The 21,854-nt window shown below is 61.8% G+C and carries 17 protein-coding genes; 12 read left to right on the top strand and 5 right to left on the bottom strand.

Annotated features, from left to right (window positions below):
- Positions 1 to 6 precede the first annotated feature (6 nt).
- From OH720_RS22695 to OH720_RS22675, 5 genes are all read right to left on the bottom strand, one after another.
- Positions 7 to 630: a CDP-alcohol phosphatidyltransferase family protein gene (locus OH720_RS22695; RefSeq protein WP_272602980.1), complete on the bottom strand. Its 624-nt coding sequence runs from the start codon at positions 628 to 630 to the stop codon at positions 7 to 9.
- A 106-nt stretch (positions 631 to 736) separates the two neighbouring features.
- On the bottom strand, positions 737 to 1,354 hold the full coding sequence (locus OH720_RS22690) for a hypothetical protein (RefSeq protein ID WP_272602979.1): 618 nt from the start codon (positions 1,352 to 1,354) through the stop codon (positions 737 to 739).
- Positions 1,351 to 2,823 carry a PAAR domain-containing protein gene (locus OH720_RS22685; protein ID WP_272606503.1) on the bottom strand — a complete coding sequence of 491 codons (1,473 nt, stop codon included), beginning with the start codon at positions 2,821 to 2,823 and terminating at the stop codon, positions 1,351 to 1,353. The genes OH720_RS22690 and OH720_RS22685 overlap by 4 nt, the downstream gene beginning before the upstream one ends.
- 217 nt (positions 2,824 to 3,040) lie before the next feature.
- Positions 3,041 to 6,316 (bottom strand): PAS domain S-box protein, encoded by a 3,276-nt coding sequence (locus OH720_RS22680; protein ID WP_272602978.1) that lies wholly within the window; start codon positions 6,314 to 6,316, stop codon positions 3,041 to 3,043.
- Positions 6,317 to 6,381: 65 nt separating this feature from the next.
- Positions 6,382 to 7,272: a LysR family transcriptional regulator gene (locus OH720_RS22675; RefSeq protein ID WP_008056358.1), complete on the bottom strand. Its 891-nt coding sequence runs from the start codon at positions 7,270 to 7,272 to the stop codon at positions 6,382 to 6,384.
- A gap of 148 nt (positions 7,273 to 7,420) precedes the next feature.
- Here OH720_RS22675 and leuC point away from each other — a divergent pair, with 148 nt between their 5' ends.
- From leuC to OH720_RS22615, 12 genes are all read left to right on the top strand, one after another.
- On the top strand, positions 7,421 to 8,839 hold the full coding sequence (gene leuC / locus OH720_RS22670) for a 3-isopropylmalate dehydratase large subunit (RefSeq protein ID WP_180203509.1): 1,419 nt from the start codon (positions 7,421 to 7,423) through the stop codon (positions 8,837 to 8,839).
- A gap of 11 nt (positions 8,840 to 8,850) precedes the next feature.
- Positions 8,851 to 9,495 carry a 3-isopropylmalate dehydratase small subunit gene (gene leuD, locus OH720_RS22665; RefSeq protein WP_008056361.1) on the top strand — a complete coding sequence of 215 codons (645 nt, stop codon included), beginning with the start codon at positions 8,851 to 8,853 and terminating at the stop codon, positions 9,493 to 9,495.
- A 136-nt stretch (positions 9,496 to 9,631) separates the two neighbouring features.
- A complete protein-coding gene (locus tag OH720_RS22660; RefSeq protein ID WP_272602977.1) occupies positions 9,632 to 10,399 on the top strand; it encodes a class I SAM-dependent methyltransferase in 768 nt (255 codons plus the stop codon).
- Positions 10,400 to 10,460: 61 nt separating this feature from the next.
- Positions 10,461 to 11,543 (top strand): 3-isopropylmalate dehydrogenase, encoded by a 1,083-nt coding sequence (leuB, locus tag OH720_RS22655; protein ID WP_008056363.1) that lies wholly within the window; start codon positions 10,461 to 10,463, stop codon positions 11,541 to 11,543.
- 68 nt (positions 11,544 to 11,611) lie between these two features.
- Positions 11,612 to 12,724: an aspartate-semialdehyde dehydrogenase gene (asd, locus tag OH720_RS22650; RefSeq protein WP_008056364.1), complete on the top strand. Its 1,113-nt coding sequence runs from the start codon at positions 11,612 to 11,614 to the stop codon at positions 12,722 to 12,724.
- Between the two features lie 263 nt (positions 12,725 to 12,987).
- Positions 12,988 to 13,998: an aspartate-semialdehyde dehydrogenase gene (locus tag OH720_RS22645; RefSeq protein WP_272602976.1), complete on the top strand. Its 1,011-nt coding sequence runs from the start codon at positions 12,988 to 12,990 to the stop codon at positions 13,996 to 13,998.
- Between the two features lie 177 nt (positions 13,999 to 14,175).
- Positions 14,176 to 16,869, top strand: coding sequence for a FimV/HubP family polar landmark protein (locus OH720_RS22640; protein WP_272602975.1), 2,694 nt, complete (start codon positions 14,176 to 14,178; stop codon positions 16,867 to 16,869).
- A 300-nt stretch (positions 16,870 to 17,169) separates the two neighbouring features.
- On the top strand, positions 17,170 to 17,994 hold the full coding sequence (gene truA, locus OH720_RS22635; RefSeq protein ID WP_033039317.1) for a tRNA pseudouridine(38-40) synthase TruA: 825 nt from the start codon (positions 17,170 to 17,172) through the stop codon (positions 17,992 to 17,994).
- Between the two features lie 63 nt (positions 17,995 to 18,057).
- Positions 18,058 to 18,696: a phosphoribosylanthranilate isomerase gene (locus OH720_RS22630; protein WP_272602974.1), complete on the top strand. Its 639-nt coding sequence runs from the start codon at positions 18,058 to 18,060 to the stop codon at positions 18,694 to 18,696.
- A gap of 190 nt (positions 18,697 to 18,886) precedes the next feature.
- Positions 18,887 to 19,807 (top strand): acetyl-CoA carboxylase, carboxyltransferase subunit beta, encoded by a 921-nt coding sequence (accD, locus tag OH720_RS22625; RefSeq protein ID WP_272602973.1) that lies wholly within the window; start codon positions 18,887 to 18,889, stop codon positions 19,805 to 19,807.
- Complete coding sequence (folC, locus tag OH720_RS22620) at positions 19,804 to 21,111, top strand: bifunctional tetrahydrofolate synthase/dihydrofolate synthase (RefSeq protein ID WP_272602972.1); 1,308 nt, start codon at positions 19,804 to 19,806, stop codon at positions 21,109 to 21,111. The genes accD and folC overlap by 4 nt, the downstream gene beginning before the upstream one ends.
- Positions 21,095 to 21,763, top strand: coding sequence for an SPOR domain-containing protein (locus OH720_RS22615; RefSeq protein ID WP_272602971.1), 669 nt, complete (start codon positions 21,095 to 21,097; stop codon positions 21,761 to 21,763). The genes folC and OH720_RS22615 overlap by 17 nt, the downstream gene beginning before the upstream one ends.
- The last annotated feature ends 91 nt before the right edge of the window (positions 21,764 to 21,854 follow it).

Here is a 21,854-nt window from a genome sequence, read left to right as displayed (position 1 = left end):
ATTTCCTTAGGCTGAAGAGCTGTCGATGTGTACTTCCCTGAGGCCCTGGCGGACCCGGTTGACCATGGTGTAAACCAGCAGCATCGCGATGATCGCGAACACCGTGTTGATCCAGAACGGGCTGATCCAGCCCGGTACGATGCCGGCGGCCACGACCCCCAGCACGAAAGCCCGATCACTTTTGCCCATGGGCCCGTCATAGCGCCGCGAAGCCCCGACCATCGGCCCCAGCACGCCGCTGTACTCGCTGAACAAGGCGAGCAAGGTCACCAGCAGCACCAGCCACAGGCTGACACCGGGAAGCAGGGCAAAGGGCAGGATCAAGGCACAGTCGGCGGTGATGTCGCACAACTCGTTGAGATAGGCCCCCAGGCGCGACTGCTGGTCGAACTCTCGAGCCAGCATGCCGTCGATGGCGTTGAGCGCCATGCGCACCAGCATCCAGATCGGTACCAGCACGAACACCCAGGGGTGACTCACGAAACCTGCGACCACCACGCCCACCAGTATCGAGCCGATGCCGGCCAGCAGGGTGACCTGGTTGGCGGTGGTGCCCTTGGCGAACAAGCGCCGGACCAGGGGGCGCAGGAGGTTTTGGAATGCAGGTTTGATCTGGTAGATGCTGGGCACGTTAGTGAGGTCTCGGGGGAGGCGATATGGTTACTGAGTGTAGATGGCATCCGGGGATGGATTTGGCGACTGCTTCCGGTGAGTGATCTTGTCGCGATAAAGGAAGTCAGGGATTCGTCCATGGTGTGGCCAGTGAAAGGGTGATGAGATAGCGCTCCTCGGTGGGGTGCCTGTAATCCTTGAAGCGATTGACCACCAGCATCACTTGATACTGGGTGCCTGCATGCCAGTAGGAGGTGCCCCCCTTGTTCACGTCGCGCAGTTGGGCACGCCATTCTGGAGTGTCAGCGAAGGGTGGATCTTCTTCTACGCGGATGGGTACCCAGCCGGCTTTACGCCATTGCTCTTGCAGATCTAGCACGACCTTGAGGGTGTCATTGAGTAATAGCGGCTCAACTTGCGGAGACATGCGGACACCGTCGATCCGACCATCGCGTCCAAAACCCACCGTGAAGAAACGGGCCTGCGGGGTCACAAATCCAAACTCAGAATCTACGAAGCGCAGACGGGCATCAGATTTGGGAACACTGAACCAGGAGTGCCCCGCAATGGCTGGGCCAATACTAGCGCTGGAGCGCTGGCGCATGGACTCGTAAGGTTCGCCAATCAACAGGGCGATTTCCGGGTCATCCGAGAGTACTCGAATCGCGGCTGACGTCAGGAGGGCTGCGATCGCCAGTGCCAACACACCGCGTCGCCAGCCCATGCGTTGGATCAGGCTCACCGCACGCCTCCACCCCAGGCGATATCCCGAATCGATTGCTCAATCTGGTCGCGCTGGTCGCTGTGCAGCAAATCGTCAAACTGCGCCGCGGCTTTGAGCACAAAGGCCATGCGCCGTTCGATGTCAGCCAGGTTGGCAAAGGGATTGCTGCCGAAACCAATGGTGCGTCCGTCTTCGCTTGGACGGCAATGGCTGGCCAGCGTCAGCTCGATGGCCTGAGCGGCGCCGGAGGGGATGTTAGTGACGTAGGAGGCATGATTACCGCGCAATAACCATTTCAGACCGCTGTCGTCGTACATCGCTGGTTGCAGAATATTCTGCTGTTCGTGCTTGGCCAGATGCTCAACACTTTCGGCGATGTTACCCGCCTCGATCGCCTCGATCGCCTCGAAGGCCAGGACGATTTCCTTGTGGTTAATTCCGAATCTTAGTGTTTCCTGCCCAACGGGCCACAGCACCGGATGCTGACCACTCCCATAGATGTTTTTCCGTGCAGCTAGGCAATCCTTCAGCGCCTCCAGCCCCCGCTCCCGGTAGAACACATGCAACGGATACACATCCAGGAACAGCGTGGTATTCCCCATGGCCAGCATTTCGTACACAAACCGGTACATCCGTTGCGAGTAGGTCAAGGGGCTGTCGGCACCCCAATGGGTGAAGCCCCACACCGGGTTGTCCCGGTTGGCCTCTTCGTACTCGCGTTGACGCTGCTCGAACGCCCGAATGGTCGCGCGCTTTTCCCGCTCACTGGGGCTGAGCAAACCTCTCAATCCTTGTCTGGCACTGTCCCTCAGTTGCTGTATCGTCTCTTCTTCCGCCTGAATTTTCTCGATCGTGTCGGCCGCGTGCAGCAATCCACAGCCCACCTGTTTCGAAGCGAACGCCGCCAACCCGGCCCACTGGAATCGCGGGTCGTGGCGCCACAGCTGGGCGTAGGCGGCATTGATCGCCTTGTTGCGCGCCTTGGGGTCGGCGATTAGCTTGCCTCCCGGCGCCACGACGTTTTCGACCCTTTGCTGGTAGCCGCGCCACAGGTTTTCGCAGGCCGTCCCTGGCCGTTCGCTGAGCGTCGGTGAGGGTGCCCGCGCTGAAGTGGAAGCGGATTGTTGCGGCGCGACCGGATTGCTGGGGGCAACTGGCGCGGTCGCCTGTGGAGGGGCACTCCTTGCGGCTGGCGGCGCAGCTCCCTGTCTGGACTCATAGGTGGCGGTGGTAAACGAGGGGATAAGCCCGGCCTTGCAGGGACAGCCGCTGCGGCTGTCCAACGACCCCGCCACCAGCCTGCCGTGACTGTCCATGAACGAGATACCACCCTCGATTTCATAGGTTTCGTCGTTCTTGCCACAGGAAACCGGATCCCCGGCGCGAGCGTGGGCGAAGCCATACATCATGATGCGGGTATCGGTGTCCAGCACCTCGCCACCGCAACTGGTCTTGTCGCCCTTGCGAATGAAATATCCCCTAGCCATTGCTGCAACTCCTTGTCTGTTGGCGATCTGCAGCACAAGGGTTCAATACGAAGGTGTCAGGCGTAAATCAGACGTTTCCGGAATACGTGTAGGAAAGGGGGATTGAATCGAAGGTGGGGATTTGTAGGAGCGAGCATGCTCGCGATGAACCTGAGAGTGTCGCGGGGTGTCAGGCTCCCCGCGTTATCGTTGACGACCATCGCGAGCAGGCTCGCTCTTACAGGAGCTTTTGCAGCTCCTCCACCGGCAATGGCCGGCTATGCAGGTACCCCTGATAGAGATGGCAGCCCAGGCCCTGCAAAAACTCAAGCTGTTCCGAGTTCTCCACCCCTTCGGCAATGATCTCCAGCCCGAGGCTGCGGGCCATGGCGACGATGGCGCGGATGATCTCGGCATCGTTGGGGTCGGTGGTGGCGTCGCGAATGAACGACTGGTCGATTTTCAGGGTGTCGACCGGCAGGCGCTTGAGGTAGGTCAGCGAAGAGTAGCCGGTACCGAAATCGTCCATGGCAAAGCTCACGCCGAGTTTTTTCAGGCGCAGCATCTTGTTGATGGTGTCTTCCAGGTTCTGGATGACGATGCCTTCGGTGATTTCCAGTTTCAGCAGCGAGCTGGGCAGGCCGTAGGTGGCGAGGCTGTTTTCGATGCGCTCGACGAAGTCGTTCTGGCGGAACTGGCGTGGGCTGATGTTGACGCACAGGCTGAATTGCAGCGGGTCCACCCGGCCATCGGCGATCAGTTGCCTGAAGGCCTGGCAGGCTTCGTCGACGATCCAGGTGCCCACCTCGAGGATCAACCCGCTGTCTTCCAATACCTTGATGAACTCGGTGGGCGACTGCGCGCCAAGTTCCGGATGGTTCCAGCGCACCAGCGCTTCGGCACCGACAATGCGGTTATCCCGGGCGTCCACCTGGGGTTGGTAATGCACGCGAAACTCACCTCGTGAAAGCGCCAGGCGCAGGTCGGTTTCCATGCGCAGGCGTTCGCTCGCGGCCTTCTGCATGGTGTTGTGGTACATCTGTGCGGTATTGCGCCCTGAATCCTTGGCGCGATAAAGGGCGATATCGGCACGCTTGAGCAGGTCGGTCGGCGTGGCACCGTGGTCGGGAATCAAGGCAATGCCAATGCTCGGCGTCACCTGCAGGCGCTGACCGTCGAGGAACATAGGTTCCGACAGCAGCTCACGAATGGTATCGGCCAGTTCGCAGACCTGGTCGCTGACCTCGTTGCGCGAACCTTCGAGGCCGCTGAGCAGCACCACGAACTCATCCCCGCCCAGGCGCGCGACGGTGTCTTCCATGCGCACGCTGGCTTCCAGGCGCGCGGTGATGATTTTCAGCACCGTATCGCCCACCGGATGGCCGAGGGAGTCGTTGATGTGCTTGAAGTGGTCGAGGTCGAGGAACATCAACGCGCCGCGCAGGTTGTGGCGCTTGAGCAGGGCGATCTGCTGGCTCAGGCGATCCATCAGCAATGCGCGGTTGGGCAGGTTGGTCAGCGGGTCGTGGTAGGCCAGGTGGCGGATCTGCGCCTCGGCGTTTTTCAGCAGGCTTACGTCCCGTGCGGTCAAGAGCAGGCACGCGGTCTCGTTGAGGGTGATCGGTTCCACCGACACCTCCACGGTCAGCAACTCGCCGCGCTTGTTGCGCCCGAGCATTTCCTGGTGATGTACCCGGCCCTTGATCTGCAGTTCGGCCAGCAGCGCCGAGCGCTGTTTCTCTTCGGCCCAGATCCCGACCTGGTACACGGTACGGCCGATCACTTCGTCGGCGCGGTAGCCGGTCAGGCGGCAGAACCCGTCGTTGACCTCCAGGTAGCGTCCGGTATCGCGTTCAGTGATGGTGATGGCGTCCGGGCTTGAGTGGAAGGCCTTGGCGAACTTCTCCTCGCTGGCCTTGAGCGCCGCTTCCGAGCGTTGCTGTTGGGTGATGTCGCGCAAGGTGGTGACGATGCACGGCTGTTCGCTGACGCTGATCTGACGACTGGAAATCACGCAGGTCAGCGACTGCCCGTCCTTGTGCTGGACGAGGATCGCCACATTGTTCAGGCCTTGTTCGCGGATCACCTGTTCGATCCGCTGCAGGCTTTTTGCCGAAGCGTCCCACAGGCCGATTTCGTCGGCGCTGCGCCCGATCACATCGGCGGCGCTCCAGCCAAAGGTCTGGGTGAAGCTGGAGTTGATCTCGATGAACTGCCCGGTGTCCTGGCGCGTCACGCAGATCGGGTCCGGGCTGACCTGGAACAGGGTGGCGAATTTCTCTTCGGAGGCCACCAGGCGTTGTTCGCGCTCGACCTGGTCGGTGATGTCGAGCAGGGTGCCGGCCATGCGCAGGGGCACGCCGTTTTCATCGCGGTAGAGGCGGGCGCGGCTCTCCAGGTAGCGTGAGCTGCCGTCCGGCATTTGCACCCGATAGGTCAGCTGATAGTTGCCGGCCGGACCTTCGCGCAGGCTGCGGTAGGCATCGCGCATCGTGTCGCGTTCTTCGCCGGGCACGCCTTCGAAAAAATCGTCGAACGATTCATGGAACGGGATGGGATCCATGCCGTGCAACTGGGCGGCGCGGGCCGAGCCATACAGCATGCCGCTGGGAATGTGCCAGTCCCAGGTGCCCAGCTGCGCCGAGTCCAGGGCCAGGTCGAGGCGCTCCTGGCTGTCCTTGAGGGCGTGTTCGGCGGCTTTGCGTTCGGTGGTGTCGAGGAAGGTGCTCAGCAGGTAGGGCTGGCCTTCGAGTTCGACCTTTTGTGCACTGAGGATGCCATCGTGGATCTGCCCGTTGCTGGCACGAAACTGCACTTCCATGCTGGTCAGTTCGCCCTTGGCCTTGGTGGCCTTGACCAGTTGCGCGCGTTGCTCGGGGTGCACCCAGAGGCCCAGTTCCAGCGTGGTGCGGCCAATCGCGTCCTGCACCGGCCAGCCGAACAGGCTTTCGAAATACTGGTTGGCTTCGGTGATCAGGCCATCATCCTGGCGCGTCAGCAGGACCATGTTCGGGCACAGGTGGAACAGCGTCGCGAAGCGTTTCTCCGAGCTGCTCAGCGCCTGTTCGCGCAGGCGTTGGTGGGTGATTTCGCGGATCACGCCAATCATGCGTGGACGGCCGTGCTTGTCCGGCAGCAGGCTGCCGCTGATCTCCAGCCAATGCAGGCTACCGTCGGGCCAGCGAACGCGGTGGTGCATCGCTTGCTCCAGCGGCGCGCCAGCGATCACGGCATGGAAGGCGCGAAGGGTCTTTGCCCGATCTTCGACAGGCAACAGGTCGAGGTATTCCAGGTCGGCCGGCAACGGTTGCCGGGGATCGAAGCCAAACAGCGCCTGCGTGCCCCGGGACCAGCTGATCTGCCCACGCTCGATATCCCAATACCACGCGCCCAGGCGCGCGCCGTTGAGCGCGGCCAGCAATTGCGAGGCACTTTCCCAGCTTTGTTCGGAGCTTTTCGGGTCAAGCGCCTGGATGCGCGGCATCGGCGGAATACGGTCAACAGATTTCGGCATTGGCAAGCCTTGAGCTGAATTGGGTATCGGGTACAGAAATTCGGGCTCTATAGGAGTAGCACAAGTCAGCCTTGAGTCCCTGGCAGATCGATTTGAGCATCCAGCAAGGCCATGAAGGCCCGTGCTGCATTCGATAGCGTCCTTTCCGTGTGCAGGATATAGCCTAGCTGGCGAGTCAGTTGTATGCCCGGTAAAGGTATTCGCGCAACCTGGTCATCGAGCATGGTGCGTGGCAAGACGCTCCAGGCCAGGCCGATCGACACCATCATCTTGATGGTTTCCAGGTAATTGGTGCTCATGGCGATGTTCGGCGTCAGGCCCTGGGCTTCGAACAGGCGCTGGACGATGTGGTGGGTAAAGGTATTGCCGCCGGGGAACACCGCCGGGTGTCGGGCGATGTCCGCGAGGCTGACCTTGCCGTTGTTGAGCAACGAATGCTCCGGGGCCACCACGAAGTCCAGCGGGTCGTCCCACACTGGAGTGGCCTTGACCAGGGCGTGGGGTTCCGGCGCCAGGGTGATGACCGCCAGTTCCGCCCGACCATGGAGGATTTCCTCGTAGGCCACCTCGGAATCGAGAAACTGGATGTCCAGCGCCACCTCGGGGTAGCGCCGGGTGAACTCCCTTAATAAAGGCGGCAAACGGTGCAGGCCGATGTGGTGACTGGTGGCCAGGGTCAGACGACCGGTCACCTCCCCGGTGAGGTTGGTCAGGGCGCGGCGCGTATCATCAAGGACATTCAGAATCTGGTAGGCCCGGGGCAGCAGGGCACGGCCGGCCTCGGTCAGGCCGACTTCGCGGCCCAGCCGATCGAACAGTCGCACCTTCAATTGCTGCTCCAGCCCGGCGATGCGCTTGCTGATCGCTGGCTGCGTCAGATGCAAGCGTTCGCCCGCACCGGAGAAGCTTCCGGTCTCGGCGATGGCGATAAAGGCATTGAGGTTGGCCAGGTCCATATCAGTATTCCAGCTGGTTATCCAAAGCATAAAAAATATGAATTTGAGTTATTTAATGTAACCCCATAGGATCAGCCTCACAAGCCAAAGGGTTATTGAATCACTCAAGACCCAGGGCATAGAAACAAGCTGATGAGGAAACCGTCTGATGGCCGGCAAAACGCTCTACGACAAGCTCTGGGATTCGCATTTGGTCAAGCAGCGCGACGATGGCTCTGCGCTGATCTACATCGATCGTCACATCATCCACGAAGTGACCTCGCCGCAAGCCTTCGAAGGCCTGCGTCTGGCCGGGCGCAAGCCATGGCGTATCGATGCCAACATCGCGACCCCGGACCACAACGTACCGACTACCCCTGAGCGCAAGGGCGGCATCGCAGCCATTGCCGACCAGGTCTCGCGTTTGCAGGTCCAGACCCTCGACGATAACTGCGACGAATACGGCATCGTCGAATTCAAGATGAATGACGTCCGCCAAGGCATCGTCCACGTCATCGGCCCGGAGCAGGGTGCAACCTTGCCGGGCATGACCGTGGTCTGCGGCGACTCCCATACCTCGACCCACGGCGCTTTTGGTGCCCTGGCCCACGGTATCGGCACTTCCGAGGTCGAGCACGTGCTCGCCACCCAGTGCCTGGTCGCCAAGAAAATGAAGAACATGCTGGTGCGCGTCGAAGGCCAATTGCCGTTCGGCGTGACCGCCAAGGACATCGTTCTCGCCGTGATCGGCAAGATCGGTACCGCCGGTGGTAATGGTCACGCCATCGAGTTCGCTGGCAGCGCGATTCGCGACCTGTCCGTCGAAGGCCGCATGACCATCTGCAACATGGCCATCGAGGCCGGTGCCCGTGTTGGCCTGGTGGCAGCGGATGAAAAAACCGTGGCTTACGTGAAGGGCCGTCCATTCGCCCCGAAAGGCGCGGAATGGGATTTGGCCGTCGAAGCCTGGAAAGACCTGGTGTCCGACGCCGATGCGAAGTTCGACACCATCGTTGAGCTCGACGCGACCCAGATCAAGCCGCAAGTCAGCTGGGGCACTTCGCCCGAGATGGTTTTGGCTGTGGATCAGAACGTTCCGGACCCTGCGAAGGAAATGGACCTGGTCAAGCGCGGTTCCATCGAACGCGCCCTGAAATACATGGGTTTGACCGCCAATCAGGCGATCACCGACATTCAGCTGGACCGCGTGTTCATCGGCTCCTGCACCAACTCGCGGATCGAAGACCTGCGCGCAGCGGCAGTGATCGCCAAGGGCCGCAAAGTGGCATCGACCATCAAGCAGGCCATCGTGGTGCCGGGTTCGGGCCTGGTAAAGGCCCAGGCTGAATCCGAAGGCCTGGACAAGATTTTCCTCGAAGCTGGTTTCGAATGGCGCGAGCCGGGTTGCTCGATGTGCCTGGCGATGAACCCGGACCGTTTGGAGTCGGGCGAGCATTGCGCTTCCACCTCCAACCGCAACTTCGAAGGCCGTCAGGGCGCCGGTGGTCGTACCCACCTGGTCAGCCCGGCCATGGCCGCCGCCGCCGCTGTGAACGGTCGTTTCGTCGACGTCCGTGAATTGATCTAAAGGAGCGCAGCATGAAAGCTTTCACCCAGCACACTGGACTTGTCGCGCCTCTGGATCGTGCCAACGTCGACACCGACCAGATCATCCCGAAGCAGTTCTTGAAGTCGATCAAGCGCACCGGTTTCGGCCCGAACCTGTTCGACGAATGGCGTTACCTGGACGTGGGTCAGCCGTATCAGGACAACTCCAAGCGCCCATTGAACAAGGACTTCGTGCTCAATGCCGAGCGTTACCAAGGCGCCAGCGTGTTGCTGGCCCGCGAGAACTTCGGTTGCGGCTCCAGCCGTGAGCACGCGCCATGGGCCCTGGAAGAGTACGGTTTCCGCAGCATCATCGCGCCGAGCTATGCCGACATCTTCTTCAACAACAGCTTCAAGAACGGCTTGCTGCCGATCATCCTGAGCGACGCTGAAGTCGACGAGCTGTTCCAGCAGGTCGAGGCCAATCCGGGCTACCAGTTGCAGATCGATCTGCAGGCGCAAACCGTGACCCGTCCGGACGGCAAGGTCTTGAGCTTTGAGATCGATGCGTTCCGCAAGCACTGCCTGCTCAATGGCCTGGACGATATCGGCCTGACCTTGCAGGACGGTGATGCGATTGCGGCGTTCGAGGCCAAACACCGGGCGAGCCAGCCGTGGTTGTTCCGCGACGCGTAAGTATGCGAAAGCCGTCATGACGCCATCGCGAGCAGGCTCACTCCTACATTTGAAATGCGAACCCCTGTAGGAGCGAGCCTGCTCGCGATGAGGCCCGAACAAACACCACAAGACTCACCCCAAAAAGGAAGTCCCGATGACCAGCGCCGCCCAGCACAGCCAGGTAGTCCAGAAGCAATTCGGTGAACAGGCCGCGGCCTACCTGAGCAGCGCCGTTCACGCTCAAGGCACCGAATTCGCGCTGTTGCAGGCCGAACTGGCGGGGCAGGGCGAGGCCCGTGTCCTGGACCTGGGTTGCGGCGCCGGTCACGTGAGTTTTCAGGTGGCTTCGCTGGTCAAGGAAGTGGTGGCCTACGACCTGTCGCAGCAGATGCTCGACGTGGTCGCCGCCGCAGCCGTTGATCGGGGCCTGGGCAATATTTCTACGGTCAACGGCGCCGCCGAGCACCTGCCGTTCGCCGATGGCGAGTTCGACTTCGTGTTCAGCCGTTATTCGGCGCACCATTGGAGCGATCTCGGCTTGGCCCTGCGGGAAGTGCGGCGAGTATTGAAACCAGGCGGTGTCGCGGTATTCATCGACGTGTTGTCACCGGGCAGCCCGTTGTTCGACACTTACCTGCAGAGCGTCGAAGTGCTGCGCGACACCAGCCATGTGCGCGACTATAGCGCCGGTGAGTGGCTGCGCCAGGTCAGTGAGGCAGGGCTGCATACCCGCAGCACCAATCGCCAACGGCTGCGTCTGGAGTACAACGCCTGGGTCGAGCGCATGCGCACACCACAGGTGATGCGCGCGGCGATCCGCGAGTTGCAGCAGTCGATGGGCAACGAAGTGCGCGAATATTTCGAGATTGAGGCCGATGGTTCGTTCAGTACCGATGTGCTGGTACTGATGGCTGAAAGATAAGCGATTAACAGACTTTTTCCGGGAGCGCCCCAGGCGCACCGACTGATGACATGAGGAACGCATGAGCAAGCAGATTCTGATTCTCCCAGGTGACGGTATTGGCCCGGAAATCATGGCCGAAGCGGTCAAGGTGCTGGAGTTGGCCAGTGACAAGTTCGCTTTGGGCTTCGAGCTGAGCCACGACGTGATCGGTGGCGCGGCCATCGACAAGCACGGCGTACCTTTGGCCGATGAAACCCTGGAACGTGCCCGCGCCGCCGATGCCGTGCTGTTGGGCGCGGTGGGCGGCCCGAAATGGGACACCATCGAGCGTGACATCCGCCCTGAGCGCGGCCTGCTGAAAATCCGTGCGCAACTGGGCCTGTTCGGCAACCTGCGTCCGGCGATCCTGTACCCGCAACTGGCCGAGGCCTCCAGCCTGAAGCCGGAAATCGTTGCCGGGCTGGACATCCTGATCGTCCGCGAGCTGACCGGCGGTATCTACTTCGGCGCGCCACGCGGTACCCGTACCCTGGAAAACGGCGAGCGTCAGTCCTACGACACCCTGCCGTACAGCGAAAGCGAAATCCGCCGCATCGCCCGTGTCGGTTTCGACATGGCCATGGTTCGCGGCAAAAAGCTGTGCTCGGTGGACAAGGCCAACGTACTGGCCTCCAGCCAGCTGTGGCGTGAAATCGTCGAGGAAGTGGCCAAGGACTACCCACAGGTCGAACTGAGCCACATGTACGTCGACAACGCCGCCATGCAACTGGTGCGGGCACCGAAGCAGTTCGACGTGATCGTCACCGACAACATGTTCGGCGATATCCTGTCCGACCAGGCGTCGATGCTCACCGGTTCCATCGGCATGCTGCCGTCGGCGTCCCTGGACACCAACAACAAAGGCATGTACGAGCCGTGCCACGGTTCGGCACCGGACATCGCGGGCAAAGGCATCGCCAACCCGTTGGCGACCATTTTGTCGGTTTCGATGATGCTGCGTTACAGCTTCAACCAGCAGGCCGCCGCCGATGCCATCGAAAAAGCCGTTAGCCTGGTGTTGGACCAGGGCTTGCGCACCGGTGACATCTGGTCGAACGGTTGCACTAAAGTCGGTACGCAGGAAATGGGCGACGCAGTAGTCGCCGCGCTGCGGAATCTGTAATCTCTCGGGCCCGCTGCCACTTTTACCCCCAAAGGCAGCGGCCCACTTTTCAAGAAGGTGTAGTTGCGATGAAACGTGTAGGTCTGATCGGTTGGCGCGGTATGGTCGGTTCCGTGCTCATGCAGCGGATGCTGGAAGAGCAGGATTTCGATCTTATCGAGCCGGTGTTTTTCACCACTTCCAATGTCGGTGGCCAAGGCCCGTCCGTGGGCAAGGACATTGCTCCGCTCAAGGACGCTTACAGCATTGAAGAGCTGAAGACCCTCGACGTGATCCTGACCTGCCAGGGTGGCGACTACACCAGCGAAGTCTTCCCGAAACTGCGCGAAGCCGGCTGGCAGGGTTACTGGATCGATGCGGCTTCGAGCCTGCGCATGCAGGATGACGCGGTCATCGTGCTGGACCCGGTCAACCGCAAGGTCATCGACCAGCAGCTGGATGCCGGTACCAAGAACTACATCGGCGGTAACTGCACCGTCAGCCTGATGCTGATGGGCCTGGGTGGCCTGTTCGAGGCTGGCCTGGTGGAGTGGATGAGCGCCATGACTTATCAGGCGGCATCGGGTGGCGGCGCGCAGCACATGCGTGAGCTGATCAAGCAGATGGGCGTAACCCACGGCGCTGTTGCCGATCAACTGGCCGACCCGGCCAGCGCGATCCTCGACATCGACCGTCGTGTGGCCGAAGCCATGCGCAGCGACGCGTACCCGACCGAAAACTTCGGCGTACCGCTGGCCGGCAGCCTGATCCCGTGGATCGACAAGGAACTGCCGAACGGTCAAAGCCGTGAAGAGTGGAAGGCCCAGGCCGAGACCAACAAGATCCTCGGTCGCTTCAAGAGCCCGATCCCGGTGGATGGCATCTGCGTGCGTATCGGCGCCATGCGCTGCCACAGCCAGGCGCTGACCATCAAGCTGAACAAGGACGTGCCGATCGCCGACATCGAAGGGTTGATCAGCCAGCACAACCCTTGGGTCAAACTGGTGCCGAACAACCGTGACATCAGCATGCAGGAGCTGAGCCCGACCAAGGTCACCGGCACCCTGAACATCCCGGTTGGCCGTCTGCGCAAGCTGAACATGGGCTCGCAGTTCGTCGGCGCGTTCACCGTCGGCGACCAACTGCTGTGGGGCGCGGCCGAGCCGCTGCGTCGCATGCTGCGGATCCTGCTCGAGCGTTGATCGACTGAAGCTATGAAAGAGCCCGCGCCTTGAAAGAGACGCGGGTTTTTTTATGCCTGAGGTTTCTCGGTTGGTCTGGTCTGGCCTCATCGCTGGCAAGCCAGCTCCCACAGGTTACAGTGGTGCACACAAAATAAGGTTCGACAACGATCTCTGTGGGAGCTGGCTTGCCAGCGATGAGGCCAGCTTGGGTGCCACAGAATTGCCTGCATGCCCCCCACCCGGTAAAGTGCCGCTCCCCCCGTTTCGCCAGAGGTAAAACCATGAGCCAGACCATTGATATTGCCGTGATCGGCGCCACCGGTACTGTCGGCGAAACGCTGGTGCAGATCCTTGAAGAGCGTGATTTTCCGATCGGCAGCCTGCATCTGCTGGCCAGCAGCGAATCCGCCGGCAGTTCGGTGCCGTACCGCGGCAAGAACGTGCGTGTGCGCGAAGCCGATGAGTTCGATTTCAGCAAGGTCCAGCTGGTGTTCTTCGCCGCGGGCCCGGCAGCCACCTTGAGTTTCGCCGCACGCGCCACGGCGGCCGGTTGCTCGGTCATCGATCTGTCCGGCGCCTTGCCGGCCGACCAGGCGCCACAGGTTGTCCCGGAGGCGAATGCGCAAGTGCTGGCCGGCCTGAAAAAGCCATTCCAGGTCAGCAGCCCGAGCCCGGCGGCCACCACCTTGGCGGTGTTGCTCGCACCCCTGCTGGGGCTGCTCGATTTGCAACGCATCAACCTGACCGCCAGCCTGGCGGTTTCTGCACAGGGCCGCGAAGCCGTGACCGAGCTGGCCCGGCAAACCGCCGAACTGCTGAATGTGCGCCCACTGGAGCCGACCTTCTTTGACCGGCAGATGGCCTTCAACCTGCTGGCTCAGGTCGGCAAGCCGGATGAGCAGGGCCATACCCTGCTGGAAAAGCGTCTGGTGCGCGAACTGCGTCAGGTCATGGCGTTGCCTGCTTTGAAGATTTCCGTCACTTGCATTCAAGCCCCGGTGTTTTTTGGCGATAGCTATAGCGTGACCCTGCAGTGCGCGAGCGACATCGACCTGGCAAAGGTCAACGCCGCGCTCGAAGACGCGCCCGGCATCGAGCTGGTGGAAGCCGGCGATTACCCGACAGCGGTCGGTGATGCGGTAGGGCAGGATGTGGTCTACGTTGGTCGGGTGCGCCTGGGGATCGACGAACCGTCGGAACTTAATGTGTGGCTGACGTCAGATAACGTACGCAAAGGCGCGGCGCTCAATGCTGTGCAGGTGGCCGAATTGTTGATAAAAGACCTGCTGTAAAAGATACTTCCAAACGAGCGTCATGCTTGGCCGTAATGTCGAAGGCGAGCCGCCCTGAAGGACTTTGCAGGGCATGCATGAAACGATCGCGCGCGGCGACCTTCGCCCGCGCGCAATGCCTTACGGCAGCGGCTATCTGCCTCGCTGGCCGAGGAATGTGAAAACTAAGGATAAGCTATGGTTCAAGTTCGCAAACTGGTGTTAGCAATAGCGGCCGCCTCGGCGCTGTCCTCCGGTATGGCGCATGCCCTCGGGCTCGGGGAACTGACCCTGAAGTCGACGCTGAACCAGCCGCTGGTGGCCGAAATCGAGTTGCTCGACGTCAAGGAACTCACCGCTGCCGAAGTGGTGCCCAGCCTGGCTTCTCCTGAAGATTTCGCCAAGGCCGGTGTCGACCGCCAGGCGTTTCTCAACGACCTGACCTTTACCCCGGTGCTCAATGCCAGCGGTAAAAGCATCCTGCGCGTGACCTCCAGCAAGCCCCTGACCGAGCCGATGGTGAAATTCCTGGTTCAGGTGATGTGGCCCAACGGTCGTCTGTTGCGCGATTACAGCGTGCTGCTCGATCCGTCCAAATTCTCGCCGCAGACCGCTGAGGCGGCCGCGCAACCTGCACCTGTTCAAACCGGTACTACGCCCGTCACCGGCGCGACCCAGCCGTCCGAATACACCACCACGCGGCGCGATACCCTGTGGGAAATCGCCGCGAAGGCGCGTAATGGCGGTTCGATTCAACAAACCATGCTGGCCATCCAGGCGCTGAACCCGGATGCCTTCATCGATGGCAACATCAACCGGCTCAAGACCGGTCAGGTGTTGCGCCTGCCGGATCAGGCCCAAAGCACGAGCCTGCCGCAATCGAAGGCCATCGCCGAAGTGGCTGCGCAAAACACCGCCTGGCGTCAGGGGCGTCGTTATGTCGCCAAGCCGGGTGCAGGCCAGCAGCAGCTCGATGCGACCAATCGCGGTCGCGGTGAAACCGTTTCCACGCAAGCTGGCCAGGACAAGCTGAGCCTGGTTTCCGCCGAATCCGGCAAGGCCAGGGGCAAGGGCGCCGCAGGCGATGCCAAGGCCTTGAACAACCAGCTGGCGGTAACCCAGGAAAGCCTCGATACCAAGCGCCGTGACAGCGCTGAACTGAAAAGCCGCATGACCGATCTGCAAAGTCAGATGGACAAGCTGCAACGCCTCATTGAGCTGAAGAACAACCAACTGGCCAAATTGCAGGCCGAAGGTGCGGCGGGAACGCCGGCGGCAACGGCGACCGCTGCGGCGATCCCGGCTGAGCTGCCCGCCGATCCTGCGGCAACCCCTGCCGAAGCGCCTGTTCCAACTCCGGCCGAAGCAGCGGCGCCGGCGCCTGCCCCGGCTGAAGCGGCGCCAGAAGCGACTCCTGCTCCGGCCCCGGCAGAAACGCCGGTCGAACCGACGCCTGCAGCCTCGGACGAGCATAAATTCAATGAATTGCTGACCAATCCGTGGCTGCTGGGCCTGGCGGGTGGCGGGGCAGTGGTAGCGCTGCTGTTGCTGCTGTTGCTGGCCCGTCGCCGCAAAGCCCAGCAGGAAGCCGAGAAACATCTGCGCATGGCTCGCGCCCTGGCCGAAGAGCAGGAGTTTTCCTCCGAGCTTGACCTGTCTAAAGGCATCTTCGACGACCTGGAAGAGGTTGAGCCGCCGAGCCCGAAACTTGCCACTGCACCGGCTCCAGAACCAGCTCCAGCTCCAGCTCCAGCACCCGCCCCGGTGATCGCCCCGGTCGTGGTCACGCCGCCGATTGCCGCGCCGCTGGTGTCGCCCGCCGCCGAGCATTCCGACGATGTGCTGGACCGCGCGCAGTTGCACATCGACGGTGGTCGCCTGAATCAGGCGGTCACGTTGCTGGAGGCAGGCGTCAAACAAGAGCCGCAGCGCAGCGATTTGCGCCTCAAGCTGATGGAAGTCTACGGTTTGCAGGGCGATCGCGACGCGTTCGTGGTCCAGGAACGCCAGTTGGTAGCCAACGGCGACAACTATGCCCAGGTCGAAAAGCTCAAGAGCCGTTTCCCGGCCATGGCGCTGGTCGCTGCTGGCGGTATTGCCGCTGCGGCCGTCGCCGCCGAGCTGGACGCACAGTACGTCAAGGACCTGTTGCTCGACGAGCCGCAAGCGCCGGCTGCGGTCGATGACGACTTTGACAGCGCGTTCGACCTGAGCCTGGATGACCTGGAAAACGTCACGCCGGTAACGGTTGCGCCGGAGCCAGCACCAGAACCAGCGCCGGAGCCGGAAACAACCCTGGCCGATCTGGAAGATTTCCCGCTGGACGATGACCTGAGTTTCGAGTCGGTCCTGCAGCAGCAGACTGAAATCAAGGAAAACCTCGATGACCTGTCGGAGTTCGACTTGGACATGGACCTTGGTGGCGAGCCAACGCCGGCGATCCTGGCCGAGGACGATTTCCTGCTGAGCCTGGATGAAGACGTCAAGGACCAGCCGGCCGCGCCAGCGCCGGACGTGCCGCAAGTGACCCTGGACGATCTGGACCTGCCGGCTGATTTCGATTTGTCCCTGGCTGATGAAATGGACGTTCCGGCGCCTGCGCAGGCATTGACCCCTGAGCTGGATGACATCAGCGCCGAGCTGGAGAACCTGTCCCAAAGCATCAGTGAGCCAAGTTTCACGGTCGATGACGCCCTGGCAACCGTGGATGACGAGCCGGAATTCGATTTCCTGGCTGGTACCGACGAAGTCGCCACCAAGCTGGATCTGGCCCAGGCCTACATCGACATGGGCGACAATGACGGTGCCCGTGACATCCTCAACGAGGTGGTGACTGAAGGCGACGACGGCCAGAAGAGCGAAGCCAAGGAGATGCTCGCGCGCCTGGCTTGAGTGATTGACCGTTTGTAGACAAAGCGGCAGCCCATTGGGGCTGCCGTTTTTGTTTGCGGGCGATGTGATGCTGTCTGTGCTGCCGCTATCGCGAGCAGGCTCGCTCCTACAGGGGAAGGCGTTTTGCCTGAAGAAACGCGGTCCACTGTAGGAGTGAGCCTGCTCGCGATAGCGGCATCCCATTCACCACAGGACCCTCTGTTGTACTGGCGTCCCTGCTCGACAGCCTTATAATGCCCCCCTTTGCGTACATCAGCAGGCTGTCACTCCTTGGCAAACATAGATAACCCGGCCGCCGAAATGGCGGCCGATGGCTTTTTCCGGATCGCGTTGGGCGTTGAATACAAGGGCTCGCGTTACCGTGGCTGGCAGCGACAGGCCTCTGGCGTGCTCACGGTGCAGGAAACCCTCGAAAACGCCTTGTCCAAGGTGGCCGACTCTCCCGTTTCGCTGCTGTGCGCCGGGCGTACCGATGCCGGCGTGCATGCGTGTGGCCAGGTGGTGCACTTCGACACGCAAGTAGAGCGTTCGATGAAGGCCTGGGTCATGGGCGCCAATATCAATTTGCCGCACGATGTCAGCGTCAGTTGGGCCAAGGTCATGCCGGCGCACTTTCATGCCCGGTTCAAGGCCATTGCCCGGCGCTATCGCTACGTGATCTACAACGACCAGATCCGACCGGCGCACCTGAACGAAGAAATCACCTGGAACCATCGTCCGCTGGACGTCGAGCGCATGGCCGAGGCGGCCCGGTACCTGGTGGGTACCCACGATTTCAGCGCTTTCCGTGCCGGCCAGTGCCAGGCCAAGTCGCCGATCAAGGAGCTGCATCACCTGCGCGTCACGCGCCACGGCAAGATGATCGTGCTGGATATCCGCGCCAGCGCCTTCCTGCACCACATGGTGCGCAACATTGCCGGCGTGCTGATGACCATCGGTGCCGGCGAGCGTCCGGTGGAGTGGATGAAGGAAGTGCTGGAGAGCCGAATTCGCCGTTCCGGCGGGGTGACGGCGCATCCGTTCGGCCTGTATCTGGTGCAGGTCGAGTACCGCGACGAGTTCCAGTTGCCCGAGCGTTACATCGGCCCACATTTCCTTACCGGTTTCAGCGAACTTGACGGCTGACGCCTTCGAACGCTTTTGTTACCATCCGGGACTTTCCCGGATTTACCGTGAGGATTTCTCGACATGTCAGCCGTTCGCAGCAAGATTTGCGGGATTACCCGCATGGAAGATGCGTTGGCGGCGGTCGAGGCCGGGGCCGATGCCATCGGCTTTGTGTTCTACGCCAAGAGCCCGCGGGGCGTGACGTTCCAGCAAGCGCGCGCGATCATCAAGGCGTTGCCGCCGTTCGTCACCACCGTGGGCTTGTTCGTCAACGCCAGCCGCTGCGAGCTGGGAGAAATCCTCGACGCCGTGCCGCTGGACCTGCTGCAGTTCCATGGCGATGAAACGGCAGAGGACTGCGAGGGCTGGCATCGTCCGTACATCAAGGCCCTGCGGGTCAAGGCGGGGGATGATATCGCGGCGGCCTGCGACGCTTATCCCGGTGCCAGCGGTATTTTGCTCGACGCCTATGTCGAAGGCGTTCCCGGTGGAACCGGTCAGGCATTCGACTGGTCGTTGATACCGCAAGGCCTGAGCAAGCCGATTATCCTGGCGGGCGGCCTGACCCCGGAAAACGTCGCCGAGGCGGTGGCCCGGGTTCGACCTTATGCCGTGGATGTCAGCGGCGGGGTAGAGGCGAGCAAGGGCATCAAGGATCACGCAAAGATTCAGGCGTTCATCGACGCGGTACGCAGAAGCTCACAGGAGCTCCCACGTTGATGTGACGGCTGGCAGACTGCCGCCGTCCACTGCACTGTACAAAACGGCTGAGGATTGATGGGGTGTACGCAGGTCACGCTGCACTGACCCGGCACCCATCGAACATCGCCGCACACATGAATTTAGCTCAAGGGCATACGCGGGGCTGCGAACCAGAGCGTTCGGGCCGCCGGTACTGGAGAAAGAAAGCATGAGCAACTGGTTAGTAGACAAACTGATCCCTTCGATCATGCGTTCCGAGGTCAAGAAGAGCTCGGTGCCTGAAGGTCTTTGGCACAAATGCCCGTCTTGCGAGGCTGTGCTGTATCGTCCGGAGCTGGAAAAGACCCTGGACGTTTGCCCCAAGTGCAATCACCACATGCGTATCGGCGCGCGCGCCCGTATCGACATTTTCCTCGATGCCGAAGGTCGTACCGAACTGGGTGCTGACCTGGAGCCGGTTGACCGCCTGAAATTCCGCGACGGCAAGAAGTACAAGGATCGCCTGACCGCAGCGCAGAAGCAGACCGGCGAGAAAGACGCGCTGATCTCGATGAGCGGTACCCTGCTGGGCATGCCCGTGGTGGTTTCGGCGTTCGAATTCTCCTTCATGGGTGGTTCGATGGGCGCCATCGTCGGTGAGCGCTTCGTGCGCGCCGCCAACTACGCGCTGGAAAAACGCTGCCCGATGATCTGCTTCTCCGCCTCCGGTGGCGCGCGGATGCAGGAAGCCCTGATCTCGCTGATGCAAATGGCCAAGACCTCCGCGGTGCTGGCGCGTCTGCGTGAAGAAGGCATTCCGTTCATTTCCGTGCTGACCGACCCGGTTTACGGCGGTGTTTCCGCCAGCCTGGCGATGCTGGGCGACGTGATCGTTGGCGAACCAAAAGCCCTGATCGGCTTCGCCGGTCCACGCGTAATCGAACAAACCGTTCGTGAAAAGCTGCCTGAGGGCTTCCAGCGCAGCGAGTTCCTGCTGGAGCACGGCGCGATCGACATGATCATCCACCGTCAGGAGCTGCGCCCGCGCCTGGGTAACCTGCTGGCGCAAATGATGGGCCTGCCGACGCCGAAATTCGTCGCTGCGCCAATCGAGCCAGTCGTGGTTCCACCGGTGCCTGCAAACATATGACCCAACGCACCCTTGGCGAGTGGCTCGCCTACCTTGAGCAGTTGCACCCTTCGGCCATCGACATGGGCCTTGAGCGCTCGCAGCAGGTAGCGTCCCGCATGGGACTGGGCAAGCCGGCGCCTCGGGTGATCACGGTCACCGGCACCAATGGCAAAGGCTCTACCTGTGCATTCGTGGCTTCATTGCTGCGAGCGCAGGGCCTGCGCGTCGGTGTCTACAGTTCTCCGCACCTGCTGCGTTACAACGAGCGGGTGCAGGTCAATGGCGTCGAAGCCACTGACGCCGAGCTTTGCCAGGCTTTCGCTGCGGTCGAAGCCGGTCGCGGCGACACTTCCCTGACCTATTTCGAGATGGGGACCCTGGCGGCGTTCTGGCTGTTTCAACAGTCCGGGCTCGACGCCGTGGTCCTGGAAGTGGGGCTGGGCGGGCGCCTGGACACGGTCAACGTGGTGGACGCCGACATGGCGCTGGTCACCAGCATTGGCGTGGATCATGCGGATTACCTGGGTGATACCCGCGAATCCGTGGCCTTCGAGAAGGCCGGCATCTTCCGCCAGGGCGCGCCTGCGCTCTGCGGCGACCTGAATCCCCCGCAGCCCCTGCTGGACAAGGCGCGCGAGCTCAATTGCGCGTTTTTCCTGCGTGGACGCGATTTCGACCTGGGTGTGACCGATCAGCATTGGCAATGGCGCGGGGTCGATGCCAAGGGGCAAGTGGTCGAATTGCACGATTTGCCGCCGCTCGACCTGCCGATGGAAAACGCCGCCTTGGCACTGCAGGCCTATCTGTTGCTCGGTTTGCCTTGGGTGAGTGCGCAGATTGTCCAGGCGCTGCAAGCGACGCGGATCGTCGGTCGACTCGATCGCCGGCAGGTCGACTGGCAGGGCAAGCGCCTCAATCTGTTGCTGGATGTGGGGCACAACCCCCACGCCGCCGAGTATCTGGCCCGCCGCCTGGCCAGCCGTCCACCGGTCGGCAAGCGTCTGGCGGTATTCGGATTGTTGGCAGACAAGGATCTGGATGGTGTCATTGGCGAATTGAGTGCTAGTGTCGAGCACTGGGCTGTCGCGCCTCTGGATTCGCCCCGGGCGCGACCGGTGGTCGACTTGCGCGAGGCGCTGGACAAGCGCGGTGCTTCGGTGACGTCCTATGATAGCGTGGCCGCCGCCCTGGAAGGGCAGTGTGCGCAGGCGACGAGCGACGACGAGATTCTGTTGTTCGGATCATTCTATTGTGTTGCCGAGGCCCTTGAGTGGCTGGCCCGGCGCTCCACGGAGGAAGCGGCAAATGGCATTGCTGGATAAGGCTTACAAACAGCGGATGGTCGGCGCCCTGGTCCTGGTAGCGCTGGCGGTGATTTTCCTGCCAATGCTGTTTTCCCGCCAGGATGAACAGCGTCAGGTGACGGTCCAGGCCCCGGCCGCGCCGCAAGCACCGGCGATGCCGCAAGTGCAGGTGGAGCCGGTGGTGGTGCCTGAGCCGCAAGCCCTGCCACAGGAGCCTGTGCCGAGCGACGAAGAAATCGCCCAGCAGGAAGCACCGGTTGCACCGGTTGCACCTGCAGCACCGGCACCTGCCGCCAAGCCGGTCACGCCGCCCCCTGCGCCAGCCCCTGTCCCGGCGCTGGCGGCCAAACCCGCCACGCCGCCGTCGCAACCGATCACCGCCGCATCGGGCAAGCCCGATACCAGCCAAAGCCGCGTCGACGCCAATGGCCTGTCGGTCAGTTGGTCGGTGCAACTGGCCAGTCTGGCCAATCGCGAAAGCGCGGAAAAGCTGCAAAAAACCCTGCGCAGCCAGGGTTACAATGCCTACATCCGTACGGCCGATGGCAAGAATCGCGTGTTTGTCGGGCCGCTGATCGAGCGTGCAGAAGCCGATCGCCTGCGTGACCTGTTGAACCGCCAACAGAACCTCAAGGGGTTTGTCGTGCGCTTTCAGCCAGAGCGTGGCTAAATCTATCGCCTCGATTTGAAATGCACTGACAATCGCAGCTTACCGATAAGCATGGGCTCTGCTAAAATGCGCCGCCTTATCCGTCTGTAGG

It is taken from the genome of Pseudomonas sp. WJP1, from assembly GCF_028471945.1.
Taxonomy (GTDB): Bacteria; Pseudomonadota; Gammaproteobacteria; order Pseudomonadales; family Pseudomonadaceae; genus Aquipseudomonas.
Note: the sequence above shows the minus strand (reverse complement) of the source record. Positions and strands in the feature narration are given on the sequence as shown.